The organism is Streptomyces sp. SKN60, from assembly GCF_026236535.1.
Lineage (GTDB): Bacteria > Actinomycetota > Actinomycetes > Streptomycetales > Streptomycetaceae > Streptomyces.
In genome coordinates, this window is record NZ_JAHTMW010000036.1 from 1 (window position 1) to 23,862 (window position 23,862).

25 protein-coding genes are annotated in these 23,862 nt (G+C 72.7%); 16 read left to right on the forward strand and 9 right to left on the reverse strand.

Annotated features, from left to right (window positions below):
• Nucleotides 1–192: 192 nt before the first annotated feature.
• The gene (locus KV205_RS34795) at nt 193–1,860 is read left to right on the forward strand and encodes a phospho-sugar mutase (protein WP_265869001.1); all 1,668 of its coding nucleotides are present in this window, start codon (nt 193–195) and stop codon (nt 1,858–1,860) included.
• A gap of 163 nt (nt 1,861–2,023) precedes the next feature.
• Nucleotides 2,024–3,223, forward strand: a complete 1,200-nt coding sequence (locus tag KV205_RS34800) for a hypothetical protein (protein WP_374214771.1) — start codon at nt 2,024–2,026, stop codon at nt 3,221–3,223.
• Between the two features lie 153 nt (nt 3,224–3,376).
• Here the strand turns inward: KV205_RS34800 and KV205_RS34805 are convergent, their stop codons facing one another.
• Nucleotides 3,377–4,027 carry a PH domain-containing protein gene (locus tag KV205_RS34805; RefSeq protein ID WP_265869003.1) on the reverse strand — a complete coding sequence of 217 codons (651 nt, stop codon included), beginning with the start codon at nt 4,025–4,027 and terminating at the stop codon, nt 3,377–3,379.
• Between the two features lie 231 nt (nt 4,028–4,258).
• Here KV205_RS34805 and deoC point away from each other — a divergent pair, with 231 nt between their 5' ends.
• From deoC to KV205_RS34820, 3 genes are read left to right on the forward strand one after another with little or no spacing between them, the layout of a single operon-like run.
• Entirely contained in the window at nt 4,259–5,218 is a 960-nt protein-coding gene (gene deoC, locus KV205_RS34810) for a deoxyribose-phosphate aldolase (protein WP_265869052.1), read from the forward strand.
• Between the two features lie 5 nt (nt 5,219–5,223).
• Nucleotides 5,224–6,678, forward strand: a complete 1,455-nt coding sequence (locus KV205_RS34815) for an aldehyde dehydrogenase family protein (RefSeq protein ID WP_265869004.1) — start codon at nt 5,224–5,226, stop codon at nt 6,676–6,678.
• A complete protein-coding gene (locus KV205_RS34820) occupies nt 6,671–7,564 on the forward strand; it encodes an aldehyde dehydrogenase family protein (RefSeq protein ID WP_265869005.1) in 894 nt (297 codons plus the stop codon). Before KV205_RS34815 ends, KV205_RS34820 begins: the two co-directional genes overlap by 8 nt.
• Nucleotides 7,565–7,647: 83 nt before the next feature.
• On the opposite strand, the gene KV205_RS34825 is transcribed toward KV205_RS34820, so the two are convergent.
• The gene (locus KV205_RS34825; protein ID WP_265869007.1) at nt 7,648–8,040 is read right to left on the reverse strand and encodes a hypothetical protein; all 393 of its coding nucleotides are present in this window, start codon (nt 8,038–8,040) and stop codon (nt 7,648–7,650) included.
• A gap of 56 nt (nt 8,041–8,096) precedes the next feature.
• Between KV205_RS34825 and KV205_RS34830 the strand changes: the two genes are divergently transcribed.
• Complete coding sequence (locus KV205_RS34830) at nt 8,097–8,792, forward strand: uridine kinase (RefSeq protein ID WP_265869010.1); 696 nt, start codon at nt 8,097–8,099, stop codon at nt 8,790–8,792.
• A 145-nt stretch (nt 8,793–8,937) separates the two neighbouring features.
• Here the strand turns inward: KV205_RS34830 and KV205_RS34835 are convergent, their stop codons facing one another.
• Nucleotides 8,938–9,657 (reverse strand): SigE family RNA polymerase sigma factor, encoded by a 720-nt coding sequence (locus tag KV205_RS34835; RefSeq protein ID WP_265869012.1) that lies wholly within the window; start codon nt 9,655–9,657, stop codon nt 8,938–8,940.
• Between the two features lie 193 nt (nt 9,658–9,850).
• Here KV205_RS34835 and afsQ1 point away from each other — a divergent pair, with 193 nt between their 5' ends.
• The 5 genes from afsQ1 (at nt 9,851) to KV205_RS34860 (ending at nt 13,686) form a co-directional block, all read left to right on the forward strand.
• On the forward strand, nt 9,851–10,528 hold the full coding sequence (gene afsQ1, locus KV205_RS34840; protein ID WP_265869013.1) for a two-component system response regulator AfsQ1: 678 nt from the start codon (nt 9,851–9,853) through the stop codon (nt 10,526–10,528).
• Nucleotides 10,525–12,021, forward strand: coding sequence for a HAMP domain-containing sensor histidine kinase (locus KV205_RS34845; protein ID WP_265869014.1), 1,497 nt, complete (start codon nt 10,525–10,527; stop codon nt 12,019–12,021). Before afsQ1 ends, KV205_RS34845 begins: the two co-directional genes overlap by 4 nt.
• Entirely contained in the window at nt 12,018–12,659 is a 642-nt protein-coding gene (locus tag KV205_RS34850; RefSeq protein WP_265869015.1) for a hypothetical protein, read from the forward strand. The genes KV205_RS34845 and KV205_RS34850 overlap by 4 nt, the downstream gene beginning before the upstream one ends.
• Nucleotides 12,660–12,738: 79 nt before the next feature.
• The gene (locus KV205_RS34855; protein ID WP_265869016.1) at nt 12,739–13,362 is read left to right on the forward strand and encodes a VanZ family protein; all 624 of its coding nucleotides are present in this window, start codon (nt 12,739–12,741) and stop codon (nt 13,360–13,362) included.
• A gap of 123 nt (nt 13,363–13,485) precedes the next feature.
• Complete coding sequence (locus tag KV205_RS34860; protein ID WP_265869017.1) at nt 13,486–13,686, forward strand: PspC domain-containing protein; 201 nt, start codon at nt 13,486–13,488, stop codon at nt 13,684–13,686.
• A 95-nt stretch (nt 13,687–13,781) separates the two neighbouring features.
• On the opposite strand, the gene KV205_RS34865 is transcribed toward KV205_RS34860, so the two are convergent.
• Nucleotides 13,782–14,195, reverse strand: coding sequence for a hypothetical protein (locus KV205_RS34865; protein ID WP_265869018.1), 414 nt, complete (start codon nt 14,193–14,195; stop codon nt 13,782–13,784).
• A 169-nt stretch (nt 14,196–14,364) separates the two neighbouring features.
• Nucleotides 14,365–15,519 (reverse strand): adenosine deaminase, encoded by a 1,155-nt coding sequence (locus tag KV205_RS34870; protein ID WP_265869020.1) that lies wholly within the window; start codon nt 15,517–15,519, stop codon nt 14,365–14,367.
• Between the two features lie 105 nt (nt 15,520–15,624).
• On the opposite strand from KV205_RS34870, the gene KV205_RS34875 reads away from it, so the two are divergent.
• Together KV205_RS34875 and KV205_RS34880 are read left to right on the forward strand one after the other, a co-directional pair.
• Nucleotides 15,625–16,413 carry a GNAT family N-acetyltransferase gene (locus KV205_RS34875; protein WP_265869021.1) on the forward strand — a complete coding sequence of 263 codons (789 nt, stop codon included), beginning with the start codon at nt 15,625–15,627 and terminating at the stop codon, nt 16,411–16,413.
• A gap of 100 nt (nt 16,414–16,513) precedes the next feature.
• Nucleotides 16,514–17,293 (forward strand): alpha/beta hydrolase, encoded by a 780-nt coding sequence (locus KV205_RS34880; RefSeq protein WP_265869023.1) that lies wholly within the window; start codon nt 16,514–16,516, stop codon nt 17,291–17,293.
• Here the strand turns inward: KV205_RS34880 and KV205_RS34885 are convergent.
• Nucleotides 17,282–18,235, reverse strand: a complete 954-nt coding sequence (locus tag KV205_RS34885; RefSeq protein ID WP_265869024.1) for a LysR family transcriptional regulator — start codon at nt 18,233–18,235, stop codon at nt 17,282–17,284. The two genes, KV205_RS34880 and KV205_RS34885, sit on opposite strands and share 12 nt — an antisense overlap.
• 62 nt (nt 18,236–18,297) lie before the next feature.
• On the opposite strand from KV205_RS34885, the gene KV205_RS34890 reads away from it, so the two are divergent.
• From KV205_RS34890 to KV205_RS34900, 3 genes are all read left to right on the forward strand, one after another.
• Nucleotides 18,298–19,590 carry an MFS transporter gene (locus KV205_RS34890; RefSeq protein ID WP_265869025.1) on the forward strand — a complete coding sequence of 431 codons (1,293 nt, stop codon included), beginning with the start codon at nt 18,298–18,300 and terminating at the stop codon, nt 19,588–19,590.
• A gap of 112 nt (nt 19,591–19,702) precedes the next feature.
• Nucleotides 19,703–20,404, forward strand: coding sequence for a L,D-transpeptidase (locus tag KV205_RS34895; RefSeq protein ID WP_374214770.1), 702 nt, complete (start codon nt 19,703–19,705; stop codon nt 20,402–20,404).
• A gap of 91 nt (nt 20,405–20,495) precedes the next feature.
• Nucleotides 20,496–21,470, forward strand: coding sequence for a sigma-70 family RNA polymerase sigma factor (locus KV205_RS34900; RefSeq protein WP_265869028.1), 975 nt, complete (start codon nt 20,496–20,498; stop codon nt 21,468–21,470).
• Nucleotides 21,471–21,482: 12 nt separating this feature from the next.
• Here KV205_RS34900 and KV205_RS34905 read toward each other — a convergent pair whose 3' ends face one another.
• The 3 genes from KV205_RS34905 to KV205_RS34915 form a co-directional block, all read right to left on the reverse strand.
• Nucleotides 21,483–21,761 carry an STAS domain-containing protein gene (locus tag KV205_RS34905; RefSeq protein ID WP_265869030.1) on the reverse strand — a complete coding sequence of 93 codons (279 nt, stop codon included), beginning with the start codon at nt 21,759–21,761 and terminating at the stop codon, nt 21,483–21,485.
• A 63-nt stretch (nt 21,762–21,824) separates the two neighbouring features.
• Nucleotides 21,825–22,409: a Uma2 family endonuclease gene (locus KV205_RS34910; protein WP_265869032.1), complete on the reverse strand. Its 585-nt coding sequence runs from the start codon at nt 22,407–22,409 to the stop codon at nt 21,825–21,827.
• A gap of 116 nt (nt 22,410–22,525) precedes the next feature.
• A complete protein-coding gene (locus KV205_RS34915) occupies nt 22,526–23,803 on the reverse strand; it encodes a thymidine phosphorylase (protein ID WP_265869033.1) in 1,278 nt (425 codons plus the stop codon).
• Nucleotides 23,804–23,862: the final 59 nt, after the last annotated feature.

The window sequence follows — 23,862 nt, forward strand, 5'->3', positions numbered from 1 at the left end:
GCCCCCGGACCCCCGCGCCTCAAACGCCGGCGGGGCTGAGTTTTCAGCCCGTCCGGCGTTTGAGGACACGGCCGCAGGCCGTACGGGGTCCGGGGCGAAGCCCCGGTTACGGGAAGGGGCGGGGTGGGGAAAGGCTCCGCGCAGCGGCACCCCGCACCCACTCCACCCGCCCCACCCGAAAGGCACACCACCGTGACGCAGGACGACCTCCTCGCCCGGGCCCAGGCGTGGCTCGCCGAGGACCCCGACCCGGAGACCCGTGACGAACTCGGCGCGCTCCTCGACCGCGCCGCCGCCGACGACGAGGCCCGCACCGAGCTCGCCGCCCGCTTCGCCGGCACCCTGCAGTTCGGCACCGCCGGCCTGCGCGGGGAGCTCGGCGCAGGCCCGATGCGGATGAACCGCGCCGTCGTGATCCGCGCCGCCGCCGGCCTCGCCGCGTACCTCAAGGCGAAGGGCCAGGACGGCGGCCTCGTCGTCATCGGCTACGACGCCCGCTACAAGTCCGCCGACTTCGCCCGCGACACCGCCGCCGTGATGACCGGCGCCGGCCTGCGCGCGGCGCTGCTGCCGCGGCCGCTGCCGACGCCCGTCCTCGCGTACGCCATAAGGCACCTGGGCGCCGTCGCCGGCGTCGAGGTGACGGCGAGCCACAACCCGCCGCGCGACAACGGCTACAAGGTCTATCTGGGCGACGGCTCGCAGATCGTGCCGCCCGCGGACGCGGAGATCGCCGCCGAGATCGACGCGGTGCGCGCGCTGGCTGACGTACCGCGCCCGGCCGAGGGCTGGGAGGTGCTCGGCGACGGCGTCCTGGAGGCCTATCTGGCCCGTACGGACGCGGTCCTGACGCCCGGTTCGCCGCGCACCGTGCGCACGGTCTACACGGCCATGCACGGCGTCGGCAAGGACGTCCTGACGGCCGCCTTCGGCCGGCACGGCTTCCCGCCGCCGGCGCTGGTCGCCGAGCAGGCGGACCCGGACCCGGCGTTCCCGACGGTGGCGTTCCCGAACCCGGAGGAGCCGGGCGCCATGGACCTCGCCTTCGAGGCGGCCCGGGCCGTGGACCCCGACATCGTGATCGCCAACGACCCGGACGCCGACCGCTGCGCGGTGGCCGTGCCGGACGCGTCCGTCGAGGGCGGCTGGCGGATGCTCCGCGGCGACGAGGTGGGCGCGCTGCTCGCCGCGCACCTGGTGCACAAGGGCGCGACGGGCGTGTTCGCGGAGTCGATCGTGTCGTCGTCGCTGCTCGGCCGGATCGCCGAGGCGGCCGGGGTCGGCTACGAGGAGACCCTGACCGGCTTCAAGTGGATCGCCCGCGTGGAGGGTCTGCGGTACGGCTACGAGGAGGCGCTCGGCTACTGCGTCGACCCGGAGGGCGTCCGCGACAAGGACGGCATCACGGCGGCGCTGCTCATCGCCGAGCTGGCCTCGGAGCTGAAGGAGCGGGACCGCACGCTGACCGACCTGCTCGACGACCTGGCGGTGGCGCACGGTCTGCACGCCACCGACCAGCTGTCGGTGCGGGTCGAGGACCTGGGCATCATCGCGAACGCGATGGCGGCGCTGCGCGAGAAGCCCCCGGTGCACCTCGCCGGCCTCACGGTCGTCTCGGCCGAGGACCTGACCAAGGGCACGGAGTCGCTGCCGCCGACCGACGGTCTGCGCTACCACCTGGAGGGCGACTACAAGGCCCGGGTGATCGTCCGCCCCTCCGGCACCGAGCCCAAGCTGAAGTGCTACCTGGAGGTCGTGGTGCCGGTCGCCGACGCGAGCGCGCTGGCGACGGCGCGGGCGACGGCCACGACGGTCCTCGGCGCGATCAAGAAGGACCTGGCGGAGGCCGCCGGTCTGTGACGGCTACGGGAGGGCCCGTACGGATCCGATCCGTACGGGCCCTCGGCGTACCCGCGCCGCCCTCGCCCTTCCGGGTGATTCGGGTACGCGGACGAGCGCGACGCGCGGGCGGGTTCGGCCCCCGGGTCCGGCCCGGCGGGGCAGGGTGGCCCCCGTGTCCCCCGTGCCGTCGCAGCTGACCCGCCGCCGCACCCCACCGCTCCCCACCGCACCGCCCCCGTCGCCCGCACCGCCTGGCGGAAGTCCGGGCAGCATCGTGGCGCGGGCGCTGCGGCGCGCGGCCCCGGCACTGCTCGGCTATCTCGCGGTCCGGCTGCTCGGCCTCCTCGTGCTCGCGCACTGGACGCATCTGCGGGGCCACGGGGTCTGGCCGGTGCTCGCGACCTCCTGGGACTCCAACTGGTACCTGGGGATCGCCGACCACGGCTACACCCACGAGTACCGCGACCGGCTCACCGATCCCCCGCGCAGCCTGGCCTTCTTCCCGCTCTACCCGGCCCTGGTGAAGGCCGTCGCCGCCGTCACGCCGGGCTCGCGGGCCTCGGTGGGCCTGGTCCTCGCGGTGCTGTGCTCGTTCGCCGCCGCGTGGGGTGTCTTCGCGGTCGGCGACCGGCTGCGCGGGCGGCGCACCGGCACGCTGCTCGCGGTGCTGTGGGGCGCGACGCCGGTCGCCCTCGTGCAGTGGATGGGCTATACGGAGTCGCTGTTCACGGCGCTCGCCGCGTGGGCGCTGTACGCGGTCCTGACCGGGCGCTGGGCCTGGGCGGCCGGCCTGGCCATCGGCGCGGGCCTCACCCGGCCGACCGGCATCGCGGTGGCGGCGGCGGTGTCCGTGGCCGGCCTGCTCGCCGCCCGCCGCCAGGGCCGGGCACCCCTGCTCGCCGCGCCGGCGGCGCCGCTGGGCTGGCTGGCGTACGTCGGCTGGGTGGGCCTCCGGCTGGGCCGCTGGGACGGCTACTTCGCCGTACAGCGCGTCTGGGGCAACGTATGGGACGGCGGCACGGTGACCCGTACCCGGCTCCTCCAGCACCTCGTCCGCTCCCCCGACCCGCAGCTCTTCCTGGTGGTGGTGTCGGTGGTCCTCGTGCTCTCGGCGGGCCTCTGCCTGCTCTGCCTGACGGACCGCCAGCCCCTCCCCCTGCTGGTGTTCACCGGGGTGCTGCTCCTCGTGGTCCTGGGCAGCGGCGGCGTCTACTTCCCCCGCGCCCGCTTCCTCCTCCCCGCCTTCCCGCTCCTCCTCCCCCTGGCCACGTCCCTGGCCCGCACCCGCATCCCGGCGGCGGCCGTGGTCCTCGGCGGCGCGGCGCTGTGCTCGGCGTGGCTGGGGGCGTACATGCTGCTGGTGTGGCAGGGCCCGCCGTGAGCGACGGGACGGGGCAGGCCGGTCGGCTCGTCCGCCGGGACGGCCGGTCCGCCGTCCACGGACCCGCAGGTCGCCCGGCACGCCTGCCTACGGCGGCCGGTCGGCGGACCTCAGGCGGCAGGTCCGCTCGTCCGCAGCCTGCCCGTCAGCCCGTCAGCCCGTCGCCATCAGGACCACGAGCAGCACCAGGCCCGCCACGGCCGGCGCGATCACCTCGTACGCCCAGCGGATCTGCGGCTCGCCCTGGGCCTCCGGGAGGCCGCCGCGGCGCTCGGCCAGCTCCCTCAGGTCGGCGACCGACTGGTCGGCGGGGGCGACGCGGGCCTTGTCGCCGACGTCGGCGGTGACCGAGGTGCGTCCGTGCGGGTCGTCCTGGGAGGCGCGGGCGGCCTGGCGGGCGGCGCGCTTGCGCTGGCGGAGCGAGACGGGGACGGCCCAGAGCTGGTACTTGCGGCCCTCCTGGGTGAACACCTCGCTGGAGTAGCTGGCCCGCACGTCCGCGATGGCGCCCCAGGGCAGCGTGATGGTCCGGAACGGGTTGCGGATCCGCAGCCGCTCGGCCCCGGCGAACACGGCCGGCCGCACGGTGAAGGCGACGATCAGCGGGATCACCAGGAGCAGCGAGGCCAGCGCCAGCCACGGCGCCCGCCCGTCGCCGCGCAGGATCGTGTCGCCGCCGAGCACGACGGCGAGCACGAGCAGGAACACTCCGCCCGCGATCCCCATGGGTGACCGGAAGACCCGGTCCTTGACGGGCTCGGAGGGCTCGGAGGGCTGCGGTGCGGGCGGCTCGGCGGAGGTCATGGCCCGATTCTGCCTCAGCCCCCGGGCGCCGGCCGTGACGAGGTCCACGTACACCCCGGGGCGCGCCCGCGCACGGTCGTCCACCGACCCGCACCCGCACCCGTACGCATCACCATGTGACCGGACTCACTCGCCGCCCCATTCCCCCACGCCCGCCTGCGCTTTCGTACGCTCGGACGAGCGGGGGCCTGTACACGCCGCTACGCGCGTAGATATGCTCGACTGGTGACCATGCCCACCACTGCACCTGCAGCACACGCTTTCGCCGACGTGACCGCGTCCGAGAGCACGCTGCGCCGCTTCCTCCACGGGCTGCCCGGCGTCGACGCCGTCGGCCTGGAGGCGCGCGCCGCGTCCCTCGGCACCCGCTCGATCAAGACCACGGCCAAGGCCTACGCCATCGACCTGGCCATCTCGATGATCGACCTGACGACGCTCGAAGGCGCGGACACCCCGGGCAAGGTCCGGGCGCTCGCCGCGAAGGCCGTCAATCCCGATCCGACCGACCGCACGACCCCGACGACCGCCGCCGTCTGCGTCTACCCCGACATGGTGGCCACCGCCAAGGCCGCCCTGAAGGGCTCCGGCGTCAAGGTCGCCTCCGTCGCCACCGCCTTCCCGGCCGGCCGCGCCGCGCTCCCCGTGAAGCTGGCCGACACCGCCGACGCGATCGCCGCCGGCGCCGACGAGATCGACATGGTCATCGACCGTGGCGCCTTCCTCGCCGGCCGCTACCTGGAGGTCTTCGAGCAGATCGCCGCCATCAAGGCCGAGTGCGGCGACCGCGCCCGGCTCAAGGTGATCTTCGAGACCGGCGAGCTGTCCACGTACGACAACATCCGCCGCGCCTCCTGGCTCGGCATGATCGCCGGCGCGGACTTCATCAAGACCTCGACCGGCAAGGTCGCGGTCAACGCCACCCCCGCCAACACGCTCCTGATGCTGGAGGCCGTGCGCGACTTCCGCGCCCAGACCGGCGTCCAGATCGGCGTGAAGCCGGCCGGCGGCATCCGCAACACCAAGGAAGCGATCAAGTTCCTGGTCCTGGTCAACGAGACCGCGGGCGCGGACTGGCTGGACAACCACTGGTTCCGCTTCGGTGCCTCCAGCCTGCTGAACGACCTGCTCATGCAGCGTCAGAAGCTGGCGACCGGCCACTACTCCGGCCCCGACTACGTGACGGTGGACTGATCACCATGGCATCTGCATCCGCATCCCCCTCCCCGTTCGAGTACGCACCGGCGCCCGAGTCCCGGTCCGTCGTCGACATCGCCCCCTCCTACGGCCTGTTCATCGACGGCGAGTTCGTCGACGCCGCCGAAGGCAAGGTCTTCAAGACCGTCTCCCCCTCCACCGAGGAGGTGCTCTCCGAGGTCGCCCAGGCGGGCGCCGAGGACGTGGACCGCGCGGTGAAGGCGGCCCGCAAGGCCTTCGAGAAGTGGTCGGCGCTGCCCGGCGCCGAGCGCGCCAAGTACCTCTTCCGGATCGCCCGGATCATCCAGGAGCGCAGCCGCGAGCTGGCCGTCCTGGAGACCCTGGACAACGGCAAGCCGATCAAGGAGACCCGCGACGCGGACCTCCCGCTGGTCGCCGCGCACTTCTTCTACTACGCGGGCTGGGCCGACAAGCTCGACCACGCCGGCTACGGCGCGAACCCGCGCCCGCTGGGCGTGGCCGGCCAGGTCATCCCGTGGAACTTCCCGCTGCTCATGCTCGCGTGGAAGATCGCCCCGGCGCTCGCCACCGGCAACACGGTGGTCCTCAAGCCCGCCGAGACCACCCCCCTGTCCGCCCTGTTCTTCGCGGACATCTGCCGCCAGGCCGGGCTCCCGAAGGGTGTCGTCAACATCCTCCCCGGTTACGGGGACACGGGCGCCGCGCTCGTCGAGCACCCGGACGTGAACAAGGTCGCGTTCACGGGCTCGACCGCCGTGGGCCGCGCCATCGCGAAGTCCGTCGCGGGCACGAGCAAGAAGCTCACCCTGGAGCTGGGCGGCAAGGGCGCCAACATCGTCTTCGACGACGCCCCCATCGACCAGGCCGTCGAGGGCATCGTCAACGGCATCTTCTTCAACCAGGGCCAGGTCTGCTGCGCGGGCTCCCGCCTCCTGGTCCAGGAGTCGATCCACGACGAGCTGCTGGACTCGCTCAAGCGGCGCCTGTCCACGCTGCGCCTGGGCGACCCGCTCGACAAGAACACCGACATCGGCGCCATCAACTCCGAGGAGCAGCTGTCCCGGATCACCTCGCTCGTCGAGCGGGGCGAGGCGGAGGGCGCCGAGCGCTGGACCGCCGCCTGCGACATCCCGTCGGCCGGCTACTGGTTCGCCCCGACGCTCTTCACGAACGTCACCCAGGCGCACACCGTCGCCCGCGACGAGATCTTCGGCCCGGTCCTGTCGGTGCTGACCTTCCGTACGCCGGACGAGGCCGTCGCCAAGGCCAACAACAGCCAGTACGGCCTGTCGGCGGGCATCTGGACGGAGAAGGGCTCCCGCATCCTCGCGGTCGCCAACAAGCTCCGGGCCGGTGTCGTCTGGGCCAACACGTTCAACAAGTTCGACCCGACCTCGCCATTCGGCGGCTACAAGGAGTCGGGCTTCGGCCGCGAGGGCGGCCGTCACGGTCTGGAGGCCTACCTCGATGTCTGACCAGCAGACCCGTCTGGGCGTCTTCAAGACCTACAAGCTGTACGTGGGCGGGAAGTTCCCGCGTTCCGAGAGCGGCCGGGTGTACGAGGTGACCGACACGAAGGGCAAGTGGCTGGCGAACGTCCCGCTCTCCTCCCGCAAGGACGCCCGTGACGCTGTCGTGGCGGCCCGCAAGGCGCAGGGCGGCTGGGCGGGCGCGACCGCGTACAACCGCGGCCAGATCCTCTACCGCGTCGCCGAGATGCTGGAGGGCCGCCGGGACCAGTTCGTGCGCGAGGTCGGCGAGGCCGAGGGCCTGTCGAAGTCGAAGGCCGCCGCGGTCGTCGACGCCGCGATCGACCGCTGGGTCTGGTACGCGGGCTGGACCGACAAGATCGCCCAGGTCGTCGGCGGCGCCAACCCGGTGGCGGGCCCGTACTTCAACCTGTCCACCCCGGAGCCGACCGGCGTCGTCACCGTGATCGCGCCCCAGGACTCGTCCTTCCTGGGTCTGGTCTCGGTGATCGCCCCGGTCATCGCGACCGGCAACACCGCCGTCGTCATCGCGAGCGAGAAGTCCCCGCTTCCCGCGCTCTCCCTGGGCGAGGTCCTGGCCACCTCCGACCTCCCCGGCGGCGTCGTCAACATCCTGTCCGGCAAGGCCTCCGAGATGGGCCCGCACCTCGCGGCCCACCTCGACGTCAACGCCATCGACCTCACGGGCGCGGACGCCGACCTGGCCCGCGACCTGGAGATCGCCGCGGCGGACAACCTCAAGCGCGTCCTTCGCCCGCGCACCGAGGACTTCACCGAGTCCCCGGGCACGGACCGGATGACCGCGTTCCTGGAGACGAAGACCGTCTGGCACCCCACGGGTTCGCTGGGCGCGAGCGGCTCCGCGTACTAGATCACGTACTGGATCGCCTACGAGATCGCGTTACGAGAGGGGCCCCGGCCGTCCGCACGGCCGGGGCCCCTCCACGCGTGTCCTTACGGCAGCAGGCCCTGCGTCAGCGGCCCCGCCACCGGCAGGTCGGCGAGCGCGCCGCCCTTGGTGACGAGGTCGGTCGCCATGTTCGTGCCGACCGGCTTGAAGTCGGCGACCTGGGTGCCCAGTCCGTTGTCCAGCGGGTCCACGCCGGTGTTGGCCAGCGGGTCGAGCTGCAGCCTGGTCAGCGGGGCCACACCGTGGCCGACGCCCTCCAGGGCCGCGGCGCCGTCCGTCTTGGTCAGGCTGTCCACCGGGAGCGGCACGCCGACGCCTTCGGCGGCCTGGGCCGCGGCGCCCGCGCCGAGCAGGGCGGCGCCGGCCGCCGTGACGGTGAGGCCGGCCTTCAACAGGGCGCTGCGTCGGGAGGTTCGGGGAGCGGCGTGACTCGCCATGGGGAGAGTTCCTTCCGGAGGGTGGTCGAGCGGGCACCGACAGTAGTAGAGGTGTGATGCTCGATACCAACGGGTCACCTCGGGGGTCCCCTATTGGGGGGAATGGTTCACACTGGTGTCCCGTGAGTTCCCAACCGATCCCGACCCGGGTCGTCCTGCTCGCGGGCCCCTCCGGCTCCGGCAAGTCGTCCCTCGCCGCCCGCACCGGTCTGCCGGTCCTGCGCCTCGACGACTTCTACAAGGAGGCCGACGACCCCTCCCTGCCGCTGGTCGAGCACAGCACCGACATCGACTGGGACTCCCCGCTCTCCTGGGACGCGGACACGGCCGTCGCCGCGATCGTGCGGCTGTGCCGTACGGGACGGACCGACGTGCCGGTGTACGACATCGCCACCAGCTCGCGGGTCGACCACGAGGTCCTCGACATCGAGCGCACCCCGCTGTTCGTCGCGGAGGGCATCTTCGCCGCCGAGATCGTGGAGCGCTGCCGTGAGCTCGGCGTGCTCGCCGACGCGCTGTGTCTGCGCGGCCGGCCCTCGACGACCTTCCGCCGCCGGCTGCTCCGGGACCTCAGGGAGGGCCGCAAGTCCGTGCCCTTCCTGCTGCGCCGCGGCTGGCGCCTGATGCGCGCCGAGCGCGCGATCGTGGCCCGCCAGGCCGCGCTCGGCGCCCACCCGTGCGCCAAGGACGAGGCCCTCGGCCGGCTCGCCGCGGCGGCCGCCGGCCGCTGCCGGGTGCCCGCCGCCCGCTAGGGACAGGCCCTAGGCCACGGACCTCCTCCGTACACACGGAAGGCGCGGCCCGGACAAGACCCCCGCTTGTCCGACCCGCGCCGATTTCCCCCGTACCCCCGTACGGTCCCCCGTGTGGTGCTCCCCCGTGTTCCCCCGTGTGCCCTCAGGCGACGAGCTCGCCGAAGGACTCCTCCTCGTCACGGCCGAAGCTCAGCACCTCGTCCTCGCGCAGTCGCCGCAGCGAGCGCCAGATGCTCGACTTCACCGTGCCGACACTGATGTCCAGGATCTCCGCGATCTCCGGATCGGTCCGGCCCTCGTAGTAGCGCAGCACCAGCATCGTGCGCTGGAGCTCGGGCAGACGGGCCAGCGCCTGCCAGAGGACCGCGCGCAGTTCGGTGCCGCGCATCGCGTCCGTCTCGCCCACCGTCTCCGGGAGCTCCTCGGTCGGGTACTCGTTGAGCTTGCGCCGGCGCCAGGCGCTGATGTGCAGGTTCGTCATCGTGCGGCGCAGGTAGCCGCCGACCGCGGCCTTGTCGCTGATCCGGTCCCAGGCGCGGTACGTGGAGAACAGCGCGCTCTGGAGCAGGTCCTCGGCCTCGAAGCGGTCGCCGGTCAGGTGGTAGGCGGTGGCGTACAGGGAGGCCCGGCGCTCCTGGACGTAGGCCGTGAACTCGGCCTCCGAGCAGGAACGCTCCCCCGTGACCTCCCCGTACGCCGCTCCCCCGTCAGTCACGGCGACCATGTACGGCGCCTTGTACTGACGCCCGACGCTACGAGCGCACCCCCGCCCGCCCGTCACGCCGGACTTCTCGGTGTTCCGCGTGACGTCGTGGAGACGCGTGACAACTGCGCTGGAGGTGGTGCTGTGCAGTGCGTTCATCTCGCGCCCCCCGTCGGTCGGAATCCGTAGGTCCTTGATGTCGAAAAGCTTGCCCGGCGCACTTCATGGCGGTGTCCGCCGACTGTCACAGACGTGTCACAGGGCCGGGCGTTACGAGAACGTGGCCGCCGGCCGGAAGGGAGGGGTGGCCGGACGGTCGAACTCGGACGGGCCCATGGGACAGAATGAGGCCGTGCCTTTCCTGTTGCTGATCGAGGACGACGACGCCATCCGCACGGCCCTCGAACTCTCCCTGTCACGCCAGGGCCACCGTGTGGCCACCGCGGCGACGGGCGAGGACGGCCTGAAGCTGTTGAAGGAACAGCGGCCGGACCTGGTCGTGCTTGACGTGATGCTGCCCGGCATCGACGGTTTCGAGGTGTGCCGGCGCATCCGGCGCACGGACCAGTTGCCGATCATCCTGCTGACGGCCCGCAGCGACGACATCGACGTGGTCGTGGGCCTGGAGTCGGGTGCCGACGACTACGTGGTGAAGCCCGTGCAGGGCCGGGTGCTCGACGCCCGGATCCGCGCGGTGCTGCGGCGCGGCGAGCGGGAGGCCACCGACTCGGCCACCTTCGGCTCGCTGGTGATCGACCGCTCCGCGATGACGGTGACGAAGAACGGGGAGGACCTGCAGCTCACGCCGACCGAGCTGCGGCTGCTCCTGGAGCTGAGCCGCCGTCCCGGCCAGGCGCTGTCGCGCCAGCAGCTGCTGCGGCTCGTCTGGGAGCACGACTACCTGGGCGACTCGCGTCTGGTCGACGCCTGTGTGCAGCGGCTGCGCGCCAAGGTGGAGGACGTGCCGTCCTCGCCGACCCTGATCCGTACCGTACGGGGCGTGGGCTATCGGCTGGACGTCCCTGCGTGAGCAAAGGGATCATCACGGCGCTCCGCTTCACCAGTCTGCGACTCCGTCTCGTCGTCGTCTTCGCCCTGGTCGCGCTCACCGCGGCCGTGTCGGCCTCCGGCATCGCGTACTGGCTCAACCGCGAGGCCGTGCTCAAGCGCACCCAGGACGCGGCGCTGGGCGACTTCCGGCAGGAGATGCAGAACCGGGCGGCGACGCTGCCGCTGCGGCCCACCCAGGAGGAGCTGCGGCGCACCGCCGAGCAGATGGCGGGCGGCAGCGCCGGCTACAGCGTGCTGCTGATCGGCGAGCGGGCGGCCGGCAAGCCGATCGTCGGCGCCTCCGACCCGGACAGCTTCACGCTCGCGGACGTGCCGCAGTCGCTGCGTACCGCGGTGTCGACCGAGCGGCCGGTGACGGACGCCAACCCGTACCGCTACCACCTGGTGTGGCAGCGCACCCAGCGCGGCTCGACGCCGTATCTGGTGGGCGGGACGAAGATCGACGGCGGCGGGCCGACCGGCTACATGTTCAAGTCGCTGGCCGCGGAGAAGGCCGACCTCAATTCGCTGGCCTGGTCGCTCGGCATCGCCACCGGCCTCGCGGTGATCGGCTCGGTGCTGCTCGCGCAGGTCGCGGCGACCACCGTGCTCCGTCCGGTGCACCGGCTCGGCGAGGCGGCCCGGCAGCTTGGCGAGGGCAAGCTCGACACCCGGCTGCGGGTCTCCGGCGCCGACGAACTGGCCGATCTGTCGCGGACCTTCAACAGCGCGGCGGAGTCGCTGCAGAAGAAGGTCGCGGACATGAGCGCCCGGGAGGAGGCGAGCCGCCGCTTCGTCGCCGACATGTCGCACGAGCTGCGCACCCCGCTGACCGCGCTGACCGCCGTGACCGAGGTCCTGGAGGACGAGCAGGACGGCCTCGACCCGATGATCGCGCCCGCGGTCGCGCTGGTCGTCAGCGAGACCCGGCGGCTCAACGACCTGGTGGAGAACCTGATGGAGGTGACCCGCTTCGACGCGGGCACCGCGCGCCTGGTCCTGGACGACGTGGACATCGCCGACCAGATCACCGCCTGCATCGACGCCCGGGCCTGGCTTGACGCGGTCGACCTGGACGCCGAGCGCGGCATCGTGGCCCGGCTCGACCCGCGCCGCCTGGACGTCATCCTGGCCAATCTGATCGGCAACGCGCTCAAGCACGGCGGTTCGCCGGTGCGGGTGTCGGTACGGACCGAGGGCACGGGGGCCGAGGAGGAGCTGGTGATCTCGGTGCGCGACCACGGGCCGGGCATTCCGGTGGAGGTGCTTCCGCACGTCTTCGACCGTTTCTACAAGGCCAGTGCCTCGCGGCCGCGTTCGGACGGCAGCGGTCTCGGTCTCTCCATCGCCATGGAGAACGCGCTGATCCACGGCGGTTCGATCACGGCCGCCAACTCCACGGACGCGGACGGACGGGTGGACGGCGCGGTGTTCGTGCTGCGGCTGCCGCGGGGCGAGGTGGAGGAGAGTTGAGACGTCGGGGTACGAGCCGGGGGGCGGGCCTGCGGGTCCCGGGCCTGCTGGTCCTGGGCGCCGTGCTGCTCGCGGGCTGTGGCATCCGTACGACCTCGGTGCCGGTCGACGCGGGCGCGGCGCCCTCCCGGGTGCCGTGCAGCGTGCCGGGCGGGGCCTCGGAGACCGGGGTGCAGAGCGGGGTGCCGCTGCGCGTGTACCTGCTGTGCGGGGCGCAGTTGGAGCCGGTGGAGCGGCGGTCGCCGCTGCCCGAGGAGAAGGCGTCGGGCGATCCGGTGCGCACCGCCTCCGCGCTGCTCGTACAGCTGGAGACCGAGCCCTCGGAGGAGGAGCGGCGGGCCGGGTTCGGCACGGCGGTGAAGGGACCGCTGGTGGTCACCGGGCCGCACAAGAGCGACCCGGCGGGCACGCTGCGGCTGAGCCGGCAGCCCGAGGACCTGCCGCCGACCGCCCTGGCGCAGATCGTGTGCACCTTCGCGGAGAGTCCGGCGGGCGAGTCGGCCCCCGGCGGCTCGGGCGGCGACTCGATCGTCCTGGGCGGCCCCGGCCCGTACCAGCCGCGCCGCTACAGCTGTACGGCCGACCTGAAGGAGCGCCCGGAGACGGCGGTGCCGTCGGCGCCGGCGTCGTCGGCCTGACGCGGCCCGTTCTGCCGCCTGCGTCACCTGGTCCGGACCCGGCGGAACCGATTCCGCCGGGGTGCGCGTCTTGGGGGGCGTGCAGCGTCAAGGTTCGGGCGGTTCGGGCAGTTCCGGCGGCAGTGTCGCCGTGGTCGTACGCGTGGCGGGGTTCGTCCTTCTCCTCGCGCATCTGCTGCTCGTCGCCTGGGTGACGCTCCGGCCCCGGGACGTGGCGTGGATGACCGCGCCCAATCTGACCCCGCTGGCGGGGATCCGGGGCGATCTGGCGCTCGGGCCGGTCGAGGCGTTCCGGCGGATCGGCGGCGGGCTGCTGCTCCTGGCCCCGCTCGGGGTGCTGCTTCCGATGTGCGACGGGCGGCTCACGGTCTCGCCGTGGGCGTCGCTGACCCGGACCGCGGCGGCCGGGGCGCTGGTGTCGCTGGCGATCGAGTTGTTGCAGACGGCGGTGCCGGGGCAGGTCGTTGACGTGGACTCGGTGCTCCTGAACACGACGGGTGTCGCCTTCGCGCATCTGCTGTTCGTGCCGGCGGCGCGGGCCCGGCTGCGGCGCGGTCCGCGCGGCGGCCGGCGGTCCGCGGGCCGTGCGCCGGAGGCGGCCGCTTCGGGTGGCGCGGGCCCGGTCTCCTCCTCGGGGAGGAGCCCCAGGGTCGCTTCTCAGGGGGCGACCCCGACGATTCCCAGGGTCGGGATCGCCCCGTAGAGGGACGCTTTGTCCCGGCGGTCGGCGGCACCATGGAGACATCGGGAAGGCCCGATGGAACACCACGGAGACCCGGAAGCACCGGGAAGCACCGGGAAGCCCCCGGAGAAGAAGGAGCCCACCATGGCCGCGATTGTCCGCCCCCGCGAAGGTCGCATGCTCGGCGGAGTGTGCGCGGCGCTGGCCCGGCGCTTCGGCATATCGGCGACGGCGATGCGCGTGATCTTCCTGGCCTCGTGCCTGCTGCCCGGCCCGCAGTTCCTGCTCTACCTGGCGCTGTGGGTGCTGCTGCCGGGCGAGAAGCGCCCGAGCGCGGCCTGGTAGCCGACGGCTCGGCCCGCACGCGTACGCCGAAGGGGCACCTCCCGGAAGACCGGGGGTGCCCCTTCGGTGTGTGTACGGGCAGGGCCCGGGCGGGATCAGACGCCGAGGCCGCCGAGGCCGCCGACCGGGAGGCCGCCGAGCAGGCCGGTGGCCGCGCCGAGCGGGGTGGCGGCGAGGCCGCTCTGGGCGCCCTGCAGCGGCAGGTCGGTGGCCTGCTTCTGCACCTCGGCCGGGAGGTTCTGGGCCTGCTCGACGGCGCCCGGGAGGGTGTTGGCGCCCTGCTCGACACCGGTGCCGACGGCGGTCTCGCCACCGGCCAGGGCCTCGCCCGCACCCGCCGGGAGGGTGGTGACGTCCTCGCCGAGCGGCACGGTGCTGGTCACCAGGCCCAGCGCGTCGGGGCCGGCCGGCAGCGGGGCCGGGGCGGCGGAGGCCGTACCGGCGGCGACAGCGGCGAAGGCGGCACCGAGGGCGGCGACACCGAGCGTCTTGGCGGCAGACTGCTTCATCAGAAAATCTTCCTCGGGAATCTCGGGGCGCAGGGGAATAACGCAGGGGAATTGCGGGGAATGCAGAGTGGCTACGCAAACTAGCCAGCGAACGTTCCGTCCGCAAACACCGAACGGCGGCCGGGCGTGGTGCGCCCGGCCGCCGTGTCCCGTGTCCCGAGGGCGGCGATCAGCCCGTGTGCGCGGAAGACTCGCTGGTGGTGGCGGTCTGCTGGAACAGCCATTCGGACTTCAGCTCGGCGTATCCCGGCTTGATGACGTCGTTGATCATGGCGAGTCGTTCATCGAAAGGAATGAACGCTGATTTCATCGCATTGACCGTGAACCACTGCATGTCGTCGAGCGTGTAACCGAATGCCTCGACCAGGAATTCGAATTCCCGGCTCATGCTGGTGCCGCTCATCAGCCGGTTGTCCGTGTTGACCGTGGCGCGGAAGTGCAGCTTGCGCAGCAGCCCGATGGGGTGCTCCTTGTAGGAGGTCGCGGCGCCGGTCTGCAGATTGGAGGTCGGGCACATCTCAAGCGGGATGCGCTTGTCCCGGACGTAGGCGGCGAGCCGGCCCAGGGTGACCGAGCCGTCGTCGGCGACCTCGATGTCGTCGATGATCCGCACGCCGTGGCCGAGCCGGTCGGCGCCGCACCACTGGAGGGCCTGCCAGATCGACGGCAGGCCGAAGGCCTCGCCGGCGTGGATGGTGAAGTGGTTGTTCTCCCGCTTCAGATACTCGAAGGCGTCGAGGTGGCGGGTGGGCGGGAAGCCGGCCTCGGCGCCCGCGATGTCGAAGCCGACGACACCGGTGTCGCGGTAGCGGTTGGCGAGTTCGGCGATCTCCAGGGCGCGGGCGGCGTGCCGCATCGCGGTGAGCAGCGCGCCGACCCGGATCCGGTGCCCGTCGGCGCGGGCCCGCCGCTCGCCCTCGCGGAAGCCCTCGTTGACCGCCTCGACGACCTCTTCGAGGGTGAGACCGCCCTCCAGGTGCTGCTCGGGGGCGTACCGCACCTCGGCGTAGACGACGCCGTCCTCGGCGAGGTCGGCGGCGCACTCGGCGGCGACCCGGAACAGGGCCTCGCGGGTCTGCATGACGGCGCAGGTGTGCGCGAACGTCTCCAGGTAGCGCGGGAGCGAGCCGGAGTCGGCGGCCTCCCGGAACCAGATGCCGAGCTTGTCCGGCTCGGTCTCCGGAAGGTTCTCGTAGCCCTGCTCGCGGGCGAGTTCGATGATCGTGCCGGGGCGCAGCCCGCCGTCGAGGTGGTCGTGCAGCAGGACCTTCGGGGCGCGGCGGATCTGGTCCGCGGAGGGGGTGCTGGGGATCTGGCTCGTCATTGCCGCACTCTAGCCCCTACGCGCGTAGAGCGCGCCCCTCGGCGCCGGATCCGATCGCCGGAATTTCCGGTGCACGCCGCCCGCCGGTCGGCCTAGCCTGCGCGTATGAGCACTCCATCGGACGCGCCCGCCGCCGACCTCGCCGAACTGCGCCGGATCCAGGGCTTCCTGTCGGAGTTCACCCGTCGGCAGGCGGAGCGGACGGTCGGCTTCCCGGGCGGTTTCGCCGCGCTCGACGACACCTACGCACTGTCCCACGGCAACAACCACGTCCTGGTGGACGGCACGCCCGACCCCGAGACCCTGCCCGCCGTGGTCGACGAGCTCATGTCCCATCTGGCGCACCGCACCGTCTACATCCCGGACGCGGCGGTCGGCGAGGCCTGCGCCGGACCGCTCGGCGCGGCCGGCTACACCCGCGCCACGGTCCTCCTCATGCGCCACACCGGCCCGGTCCCCGAGCTCGGCGGCGCGCGCGAGGTGGAGCTGCCGGCGCTGCGCGGTCCGGTGGCCGAGAGCTGGCGGCGCTTCCTGCCGGACGTCGGGGACGAGGTGGTGGACACCCTGGTGGACCGCCGCGCGGCCCGCCGCCGCGGCGCCGACGACGTGCGTTTCCTCGCCTCCCACGACGAGTTCGGCGAGGTCGCCTCCTGGGCCGACCTCTACATCGACCCGGCCACCCGCGTGGCCCAGATCGAGGACCTGGTCACGGCCGCTACGCACCTCGGCCAGGGCCACGCCGGAGTCGTCCTGGACACCGCCCTGCGCCTCGCCGCCGACGCCGGCTGCACCACGGTCTTCCTCACCGCCCTGGCCGACGACTGGCCGCGCCACTGGTACGAGCGGCGCGGGTTCGTGGCGGTGGGCGAGGTGCACTGTTTCGAACGGGCGTAGCAAGGCCCGTACGCATGACGGGCGTTCGGTCAGCGGACGATACGTAACAGAGATCGCGCGTACCACTGTCGTACACCTCGGCTTCTGAGACTGTTCTGCCATGGCGCACAACGCACTTGTGGGACCGGCCACCTCCCGGACACCCCGGCTCGGCCGTCCCGTCGCGGCGACGACGGCGGTCACCGAGGCGGGCGGGGTGGTACTGCTGCTCCCGGACGGCGAGACCGTGTCCGGGCGGCGGGCCTCGGTACGGGCGCACGCGGCGGCGCTGCCGCTCGGGCGGCGGCTCGCGCGGGCGGGGCGGGCGGACGGTCTGGTGGCGCACGTGGTGCGCTACCGGGGCCGCGGCTGGAACGGCCCGGACGCGCAGCTCGCGGCGGACGCCCGGTGGGCGGTCGCGGAGGCGGTACGGCGCTACGGCGACGTCCCGGTCTGCCTGGTCGGGCGCGGGATGGGCGCCCGGGCGGCGCTGCACGCGGGCGGGCACCCGGCGGTGACGGCGGTCCTGGCCCTCGCGCCGTGGCTCCCGGAGGACGACCGCGCGGCCGAGCCGGAGCCGGTGCGCCACCTGGTGGGACGCCGCGTGCTCCTCGTACACGGCACCAACGACGCCCGTACGGACCCGGAGCTGTCCTACCGCTTCGCCGAGCGCGCCAAGAAGTCCAACCGCGACACCTGCCGCTTCGAGGTCCACGCGGACGGCCACGCGCTGCGCCAGTACCAGGCCGAAGTCCAGGCCCTGGCCGCGGACTTCGTCCTGTCGGCCCTCTTCGCCCACCCCCAGAGCCGCCCGCTCGCGGACGCGATGGCGGCACCGCCGCCGCTGGGCCTGCGGATGCCGCTGGCGGCGGGCTTCGGCACGGGGCGGTCACTCCGGTAGCAGGCTGCCCCGCTTGCTCAGCAGGAACTTCTTGAAGGCGGCCACCGGCGCCGTGTCGGGGTGGCCGTCCAGCCAGGCGACGCCGATCTCCCGGACGGCCCGGGGCGAGGTGACGCCGAGTTCGACGACGCCCGGGCGGGCGACGGCCGGTGGCGGCAGCAGGGCGACGCCGAGGCCCGCGGCGACCAGGCCGCGCAGGGTCTCGGCTTCCTCACCCTCGAAGGCGACGCGTGGGGTGAAGCCGGCCTGGGCGCAGAGGTCGTCGGTGATGCGGCGAAGGCCGTAGCCGGGTTCGAGGGTCACGAAGGTCTCGTCGGCGGCCTCGGCGAGCCGGATGCGCTTGCGGCTCGCGAGCCGGTGGTCGTCGGGCACGACGAGCCGAAGCCGCTGTTCGTCGAGGCGGCGGGCGACCAGGTCCGGGGCGTCCGGCACCGGCGAGGTGAGGCAGAGGTCGAGGTCACCGGCCCGGAGGCGTTCGATCATCGCCTCGCCGTAGTTCTGCACCAGGGTGAAGCGGACCTTGGGGTGGTCGACCCGGAAGGCCCGGATGAGGCCGGGCACGGTCTCGGAGCCCATGGTGTGCAGAAAGCCGAAGGCGACCCGGCCGGCGGTGGGGTCGGCGTCCTCCCGTACGGTGTCGGCGGCCCGCTCGACCTCGGCGAGCGCACGCTCGGCGGCGGTGAGGAAGCGGCGGCCGGCCGGGGTGAGCGAGACCGTGCGCCCGCGGCGGGCGAACAGCGCGACGCCGAGGTCCTCTTCGAGCCGGACCATGGCCCGCGACAGCGTCGACTGCGGCACGCCCATCTCGGCCGCGGCCCTGGTCACGTGCTCGTGCCGGGCGACGGCGGCGAAGTACGCGAGCCGGGGCGCGAGCAGCAGTCCCATGTCTTCTTCGTTACTGTTCGATGACAGCCGATGCTGTGACCTGTACTCATGCGCCATGGGAACGATTACAGCAGTTCCGTGCATTGGACGCATGAAGCGGGGAGTTCTACGTTCGAGGCATGCCTTCCGCCAGTACCAAGGCGGCCGCCACCCGCGCGGTCGCCGACGCAAGCCTTGCCTCCGCCGCCTCCACCGAAGACACCCGCCTCTCCCCCGGCCGGCCCGGCTACCGCCGGATGAGCCTCGCGCTGTTCGCCGCCGGAGTGGCCACCTTCGCCCTCCTCTACTCCACCCAGGCCCTGCTCCCCGCGGTCTCCGCCGCGTTCGGCGCCACCGCGTCGGCGGCCTCCTGGACGGTCTCCGCCGCGACCGGCGCGCTCGCCCTGTGCGTGCTCCCGCTCAGCGCGCTGTCCGAGCGCTACGGCCGCCGCTCGATGATGACCGCCTCCCTCGCGGTCGCCGTCGCCGTCGGTCTGCTCGTCCCGCTCGCGCCGAACCTGGAGACCCTGATCGCGCTGCGCGCCGTGCAGGGCGCCGCGCTGGCCGGCGTACCGGCCTCGGCGATGGCCTTCCTGGCCGAGGAGGTGCGGCCGAAGGCGCTGGTCGCCGCGATCGGTCTGTTCGTGGCGGGCAACTCCATCGGCGGCATGAGCGGCCGCATCGTCACCGGCTGGGTCGCCCAGCTGTGGGGCTGGCGGGCCGGTCTGGCGGCGGTCGGTCTGATGGCGGCGGTGTGCGCGCTCGCCTTCCGGGCGCTGCTGCCGAAGGCCCGGCACTTCTCGCCCGGGACGCTGAACCCGAAGGCGCTGGCGAAGACGGTGCGCGGGCACCTCGCGGACCCGCTGCTCGTGCGTCTGTACGCGATCGGCGCGCTGTTCATGACGGTGTTCGGCGCGGTCTACACGGTGATCGGCTACCGGCTCGTCGAGGCGCCGTTCTCGCTCCCGCAGGGTGTGGTCGGCTCGATCTTCCTGGTCTATCTGGTCGGTACGGTCTCCTCGGCTGCGGCGGGCAAGCTGGTCGGCCGGCTCGGCCGGCGCGGGGCGCTGTACCTCGCCGTGTCGACCACCGCGGCCGGTCTGCTGCTCTCCCTCGCCGACGCCCTGCCGGCCGTCCTGGCGGGCCTGGTCCTCATCACGGCGGGCTTCTTCGCCGGGCACGCGGTCGCCTCGTCTTCGGTGAGCCGGACCGCGAAGACGGGCCGCGCGCAGGCATCGGCGCTCTACCAGTCCGCGTACTACCTGGGCAGCAGCGCGGGCGGCACGCTGGGCGCGGTCGCCTTCCACGCGGGCGGCTGGGCCGGCACGGTCGTGATCGGTCTGGTGGCGGTGCTCGGCGTCGTGTCGATCACGCTGTACGGGACGCACAGCGCGCGCGTCGCGGCGCGGCAGCCGCGGGTGGCCCGGGCCTGACGCTCCCCGGCCTGACGCTCCGCGATTGGTCCGTGACGGCCCCGCAACCGTCGGCCCCCTTCGGTCGTCTTAACCGACAGGACTCTAGGGGGAGTTGACGATCATGAAGGCGATGGGAAGCACGGGGCGGAGGAGAGCCGGCATCGGCCTCGCGGTGACGTCCCTGGTGGTGCCGATGACGGTGGCCCTCGGCGCCGCCCCGGCGCAGGCCGCGTCGTACTGCAACACGACGACCGGCCCGTACCAGAAGCAGGTGGAGAAGTTCCTCGGCCGGACGGTCGACGGGCGCCAGTCGCTCGCCGACTGCCGGGCGATCCAGGCCTTCCAGGCCAAGCACGGGATCACCCCGACCGCCGGGTACGCCGGGGTGATCACCTGGCGCACCATGTCGACGATGCTCGCGCAGAAGGCGGCCGGGACCAACCCCAACAAGGACCGCAGGTGTCCGACGAACAAGGGCCGGATCGCCTGCGTCGACCTGACCCGCCAGCTCAGCTGGATCCAGGACGGCTCGCGCCTGAAGTACGGCCCGGTGCCGGTGCGCACCGGCAAGGACGGCACGGAGACCCGTACCGGCGCCAAGAAGATCTACTGGCGCAACATCAACCACTGGTCGACGCTCTACCACGTCTCGATGCCGTACTCGCAGTTCTTCGACGGCGGGCAGGCCTTCCACTCGACCACCAAGTCCATGTGGAACCCGCCGGGTTCGGGCGGCTGCGTCAACATGCGGCCGGCCGACGCGAAGGCGTACTGGAACCTGCTCAGGAACGGTGACGACGTGTTCGTGTACGGGCGGAAGCCCGGCACCTGACCGGAACCGGTCGCCGCTGTCAGTGGGCTGCGATACGTTCCCCTCATCGGCGTCGAACGGGCGCCGGTGAGGGGCGAGCGGGGTGGACGCGATGGCCATGACGACCGGCGACCTGAAGTCGGACGACCTGGAGAAGTACCGCACGGAGCTGACCGGTTACTGCTACCGGATGCTCGGTTCCGCCTTCGAGGCGGAGGACGCGGTGCAGGACACCATGGTGCGCGCCTGGCGTTCGCTCGACTCCTTCGAGGGACGCTCCTCCCTGCGGTCCTGGCTGTACCGGATCGCGACCAACGTGTGCCTGGACTCGCTGAACGCGGGGAACCGGCGGGCCCGGCCGATGGATCTGACGGACCCGACGCCGGTCGCGCAGGCCCGGCTCAACGAGCGGCCCGAGATCACCTGGCTGGAGCCGGTGCCGGACGGGCGGGTGCTGCCGTCGGTGGCGGACCCGGCGGAGACCGCGGTCTCGCGGGAGACGGTGCGGCTCGCCTTCGTGGCCGCGCTGCAGCACCTGCCGCCGAAGCAGCGGGCGGTGCTCATCCTGCGCGAGGTGCTCGCGTGGAAGGCGGCCGAGGTCGCCGAGCTGCTCGGGCTGACCGTCGCCTCCGTCAACAGCGCGCTGCAGCGGGCCCGGGCGACGATCGCCGAGCACGCCCCGGCCACCTCGGACGCGGCGGACCCGCTGGACGAGGAGCAGAAGGCGCTCCTTGAGCGCTATGTGGCGGCCTTCGAGGGGTACGACATGCAGGCGCTCACCGCGCTCCTCCACGAGGACGCGACGATGTCCATGCCGCCGTACGACCTGTGGCTGCGCGGCCACGAGGACATCGTGGGCTGGATGCTCGGCGTCGGCGAGGTGTGCCGCGGCTCGAAGCTGGTCCCGACCGTGGCGAACGGCCAGCCGGCCTTCGCGCACTACCACCCGGACCCGGAGGGCGGCTTCGCGCCGTGGGCGCTGATCGTGCTCCAGCTGAACGACGGGAAGATCGGCGGGATGGACTTCTTCCTGGACACCAAGCGCTGGTTCCCGCTGTTCGACCTGCCGGAGCGGCTGCCCGCCTGACCCTTCCGGGCCTCACAGCAGGTCCCCGAGCCCGACGAGCCCGAGCACATCCCTCAGCTCGGGCCCGGCCCCCCGGAACTCCAGCCGGTGCCCGCACCGCCGGGCGGTCAGCCGCAGCCGGGCGAGGGCGTCGACGGCGCCGAGCCCGACGCGGCCGAGCCCGCCGATCTCGCATATGACAAGGCTCGGCTCCGCCGCTTCGAGCAGCGCGCAGAGCCGCCCGACGTCGTCCGGGGCGGGCCGCCCGGTGAGCCGCACTTCGATGGTCGGAGAGGCCGGAGAGGTGTCCACACCAGGGAGACCGCGGGCGTGCCCGGAACTCATCGATGGGGCGAGACGGGACCTGGGAGGCGCTCAGCCGAACGGGAACACGCTGGTGTCGATCGTGAGGTCGAAGGGGGCGGGGAGGTGGATCTCCTCGCCGAACTCGACGACGTCGAGCACGCGGTACAGGCCGTTCTTCGGCTCGCCGTAGAGGGTGGCGGTGGGTCGGCCGGAGTGCCAGCGGTCGATGAGCAGGTAAAGCGGCACGCCCGCAGTGGCGTAGCCCTGTAGCTTCACGACCCTGTCGTGATTCGCGTTGCTCCGCGAGGTGATCTCGACAACCAGCTCGGCATCGGCGGCCAAGAGGCCGTGTTCAGCCTCACGTACAGACTTCTTGGGGGCTACCAGAACATCCGGGATGAACATTCCCACGCGCGTGGGAATGACCAGCGGCTGTGTCTGGTAGACGCCCCAGTCCCGGCGAATCACCGGGTACAGCGCTCGCTGCACCTCGTCGGCGATGTCGTTGTGGTTTCCGGACGGCGGTGGTGTCACGACGATGATCCCATCGATGATCTCCACCTTGCTGCCCTCGGGCCAGTCCGACTCCTCCCAGAAGCGGACGAGCTCGTCCCAGTGCGGGCCCGGAGCGGGATCGACGGGGAGTGCACTCATGGCGGTCTCCTTTTCGGTGTGACACCGATCCCAGCATGCCGAACGGGGCCGGTGGAGGTCCACCGGCCCCGTTCACCCAAAGGTGTCACTGGCACATGCCAGAGGCGATCACGGCATCAGGCGATGCGGTCGAGCACGATCGGGTTCGGGGTGAACTTCGCGCCCGGGTCCGCGATGTCCCAGGCGTCCGTGAGGGACTTCAGGGCGTAGTCGAACTTCTCCGGGGTGTCCGTGTGGAGGGTCAGCAGGGGCTGGCCCGCGGTGACCGTGTCGCCCGGCTTGGCGTGGAGTTCGACGCCCGCGCCGGCCTGGACCGGGTCCTCCTTGCGGGCGCGGCCGGCGCCGAGGCGCCAGGCGGCGATGCCGATGTCGTACGCGTCGAGGCGGGTCAGGACGCCGGTGGAGGGGGCGGTGACGACGTGCTGCTCGCGGGCGACCGGGAGGGTGGCGTCCGGGTCGCCGCCCTGGGCGGCGATCATGCGGCGCCAGACGTCCATCGCGGAGCCGTCGGCGAGGGCCTTCGCCGGGTCGGCGTCCTTGACGCCGGCCGCGTCGAGCATCTCGCGGGCGAGCGCGATGGTGAGCTCGACGACGTCGGCCGGGCCGCCGCCGGCGAGGACCTCGACGGACTCGCGGACCTCGAGGGCGTTGCCGGCGGTGAGGCCGAGCGGGGTGGACATGTCGGTGAGCAGCGCGACCGTCTTGACGCCGCTGTCGGTGCCGAGCGCGACCATGGTGGAGGCCAGCTCGCGCGCGTCGTCGATGTTCTTCATGAAGGCGCCGGTGCCGACCTTGACGTCGAGGACCAGCGAGCCGGTGCCCTCGGCGATCTTCTTCGACATGATGGACGACGCGATCAGCGGGATCGCCTCGACCGTTCCGGTGACGTCGCGGAGCGCGTAGAGCTTCTTGTCGGCCGGGGCCAGACCGTCGCCGGCCGCGCAGATCACCGCGCCGGTGGTGTCGAGGACGTGCAGCATCTCCTCGTTGGAGAGCAGCGCGCGCCAGCCGGGGATGGACTCCAGCTTGTCGAGGGTGCCGCCGGTGTGGCCGAGGCCGCGGCCGGAGAGCTGCGGGACGGCCGCGCCGCACGCGGCGACCAGCGGGGCGAGCGGCAGGGTGATCTTGTCGCCGACTCCGCCGGTGGAGTGCTTGTCGGCGGTCGGGCGGGAGAGCGAGTCGAAGTTCATGCGCTCGCCGGACGCGATCATCGCCGCCGTCCAGCGGGCGATCTCCTCGCGGTTCATGCCGTTGAGCAGGATCGCCATGGCGAGCGCGGACATCTGCTCGTCGGCGACCTCCCCGCGGGTGTAGGCGTCGATGACCCAGTCGATCTGCTCGGGGCTCAGCTCGCCCTTGTCCCGCTTCGTGCGGATGACGGAGATGACGTCCATGTGATGGTGCCTCTTTCTACGCGCATAGAGGGGGAAAGGAGGAGCGGCCCTTCCCATCG

Coding starts and splice junctions, on each gene's coding strand:
- KV205_RS34805 (WP_265869003.1), bottom strand. CDS start 4,027: ATGACCTCCGCCGAGCCGCCCGCACCGCAGCCCTCCGAGCCCTCCGAG.
- deoC (WP_265869052.1), top strand. CDS start 4,259: ATGCCCACCACTGCACCTGCAGCACACGCTTTCGCCGACGTGACCGCG.
- KV205_RS34815 (WP_265869004.1), top strand. CDS start 5,224: ATGGCATCTGCATCCGCATCCCCCTCCCCGTTCGAGTACGCACCGGCG.
- KV205_RS34820 (WP_265869005.1), top strand. CDS start 6,671: ATGTCTGACCAGCAGACCCGTCTGGGCGTCTTCAAGACCTACAAGCTG.
- KV205_RS34825 (WP_265869007.1), bottom strand. CDS start 8,040: ATGGCGAGTCACGCCGCTCCCCGAACCTCCCGACGCAGCGCCCTGTTG.
- KV205_RS34830 (WP_265869010.1), top strand. CDS start 8,097: ATGCTCGATACCAACGGGTCACCTCGGGGGTCCCCTATTGGGGGGAAT.
- KV205_RS34835 (WP_265869012.1), bottom strand. CDS start 9,657: ATGAACGCACTGCACAGCACCACCTCCAGCGCAGTTGTCACGCGTCTC.
- KV205_RS34860 (WP_265869017.1), top strand. CDS start 13,486: ATGGCCGCGATTGTCCGCCCCCGCGAAGGTCGCATGCTCGGCGGAGTG.
- KV205_RS34865 (WP_265869018.1), bottom strand. CDS start 14,195: ATGAAGCAGTCTGCCGCCAAGACGCTCGGTGTCGCCGCCCTCGGTGCC.
- KV205_RS34870 (WP_265869020.1), bottom strand. CDS start 15,519: ATGACGAGCCAGATCCCCAGCACCCCCTCCGCGGACCAGATCCGCCGC.
- KV205_RS34875 (WP_265869021.1), top strand. CDS start 15,625: ATGAGCACTCCATCGGACGCGCCCGCCGCCGACCTCGCCGAACTGCGC.
- KV205_RS34880 (WP_265869023.1), top strand. CDS start 16,514: ATGGCGCACAACGCACTTGTGGGACCGGCCACCTCCCGGACACCCCGG.
- KV205_RS34885 (WP_265869024.1), bottom strand. CDS start 18,235: ATGGCGCATGAGTACAGGTCACAGCATCGGCTGTCATCGAACAGTAAC.
- KV205_RS34890 (WP_265869025.1), top strand. CDS start 18,298: ATGCCTTCCGCCAGTACCAAGGCGGCCGCCACCCGCGCGGTCGCCGAC.
- KV205_RS34895 (WP_374214770.1), top strand. CDS start 19,703: ATGGGAAGCACGGGGCGGAGGAGAGCCGGCATCGGCCTCGCGGTGACG.
- KV205_RS34900 (WP_265869028.1), top strand. CDS start 20,496: ATGGCCATGACGACCGGCGACCTGAAGTCGGACGACCTGGAGAAGTAC.
- KV205_RS34910 (WP_265869032.1), bottom strand. CDS start 22,409: ATGAGTGCACTCCCCGTCGATCCCGCTCCGGGCCCGCACTGGGACGAG.
- KV205_RS34915 (WP_265869033.1), bottom strand. CDS start 23,803: ATGGACGTCATCTCCGTCATCCGCACGAAGCGGGACAAGGGCGAGCTG.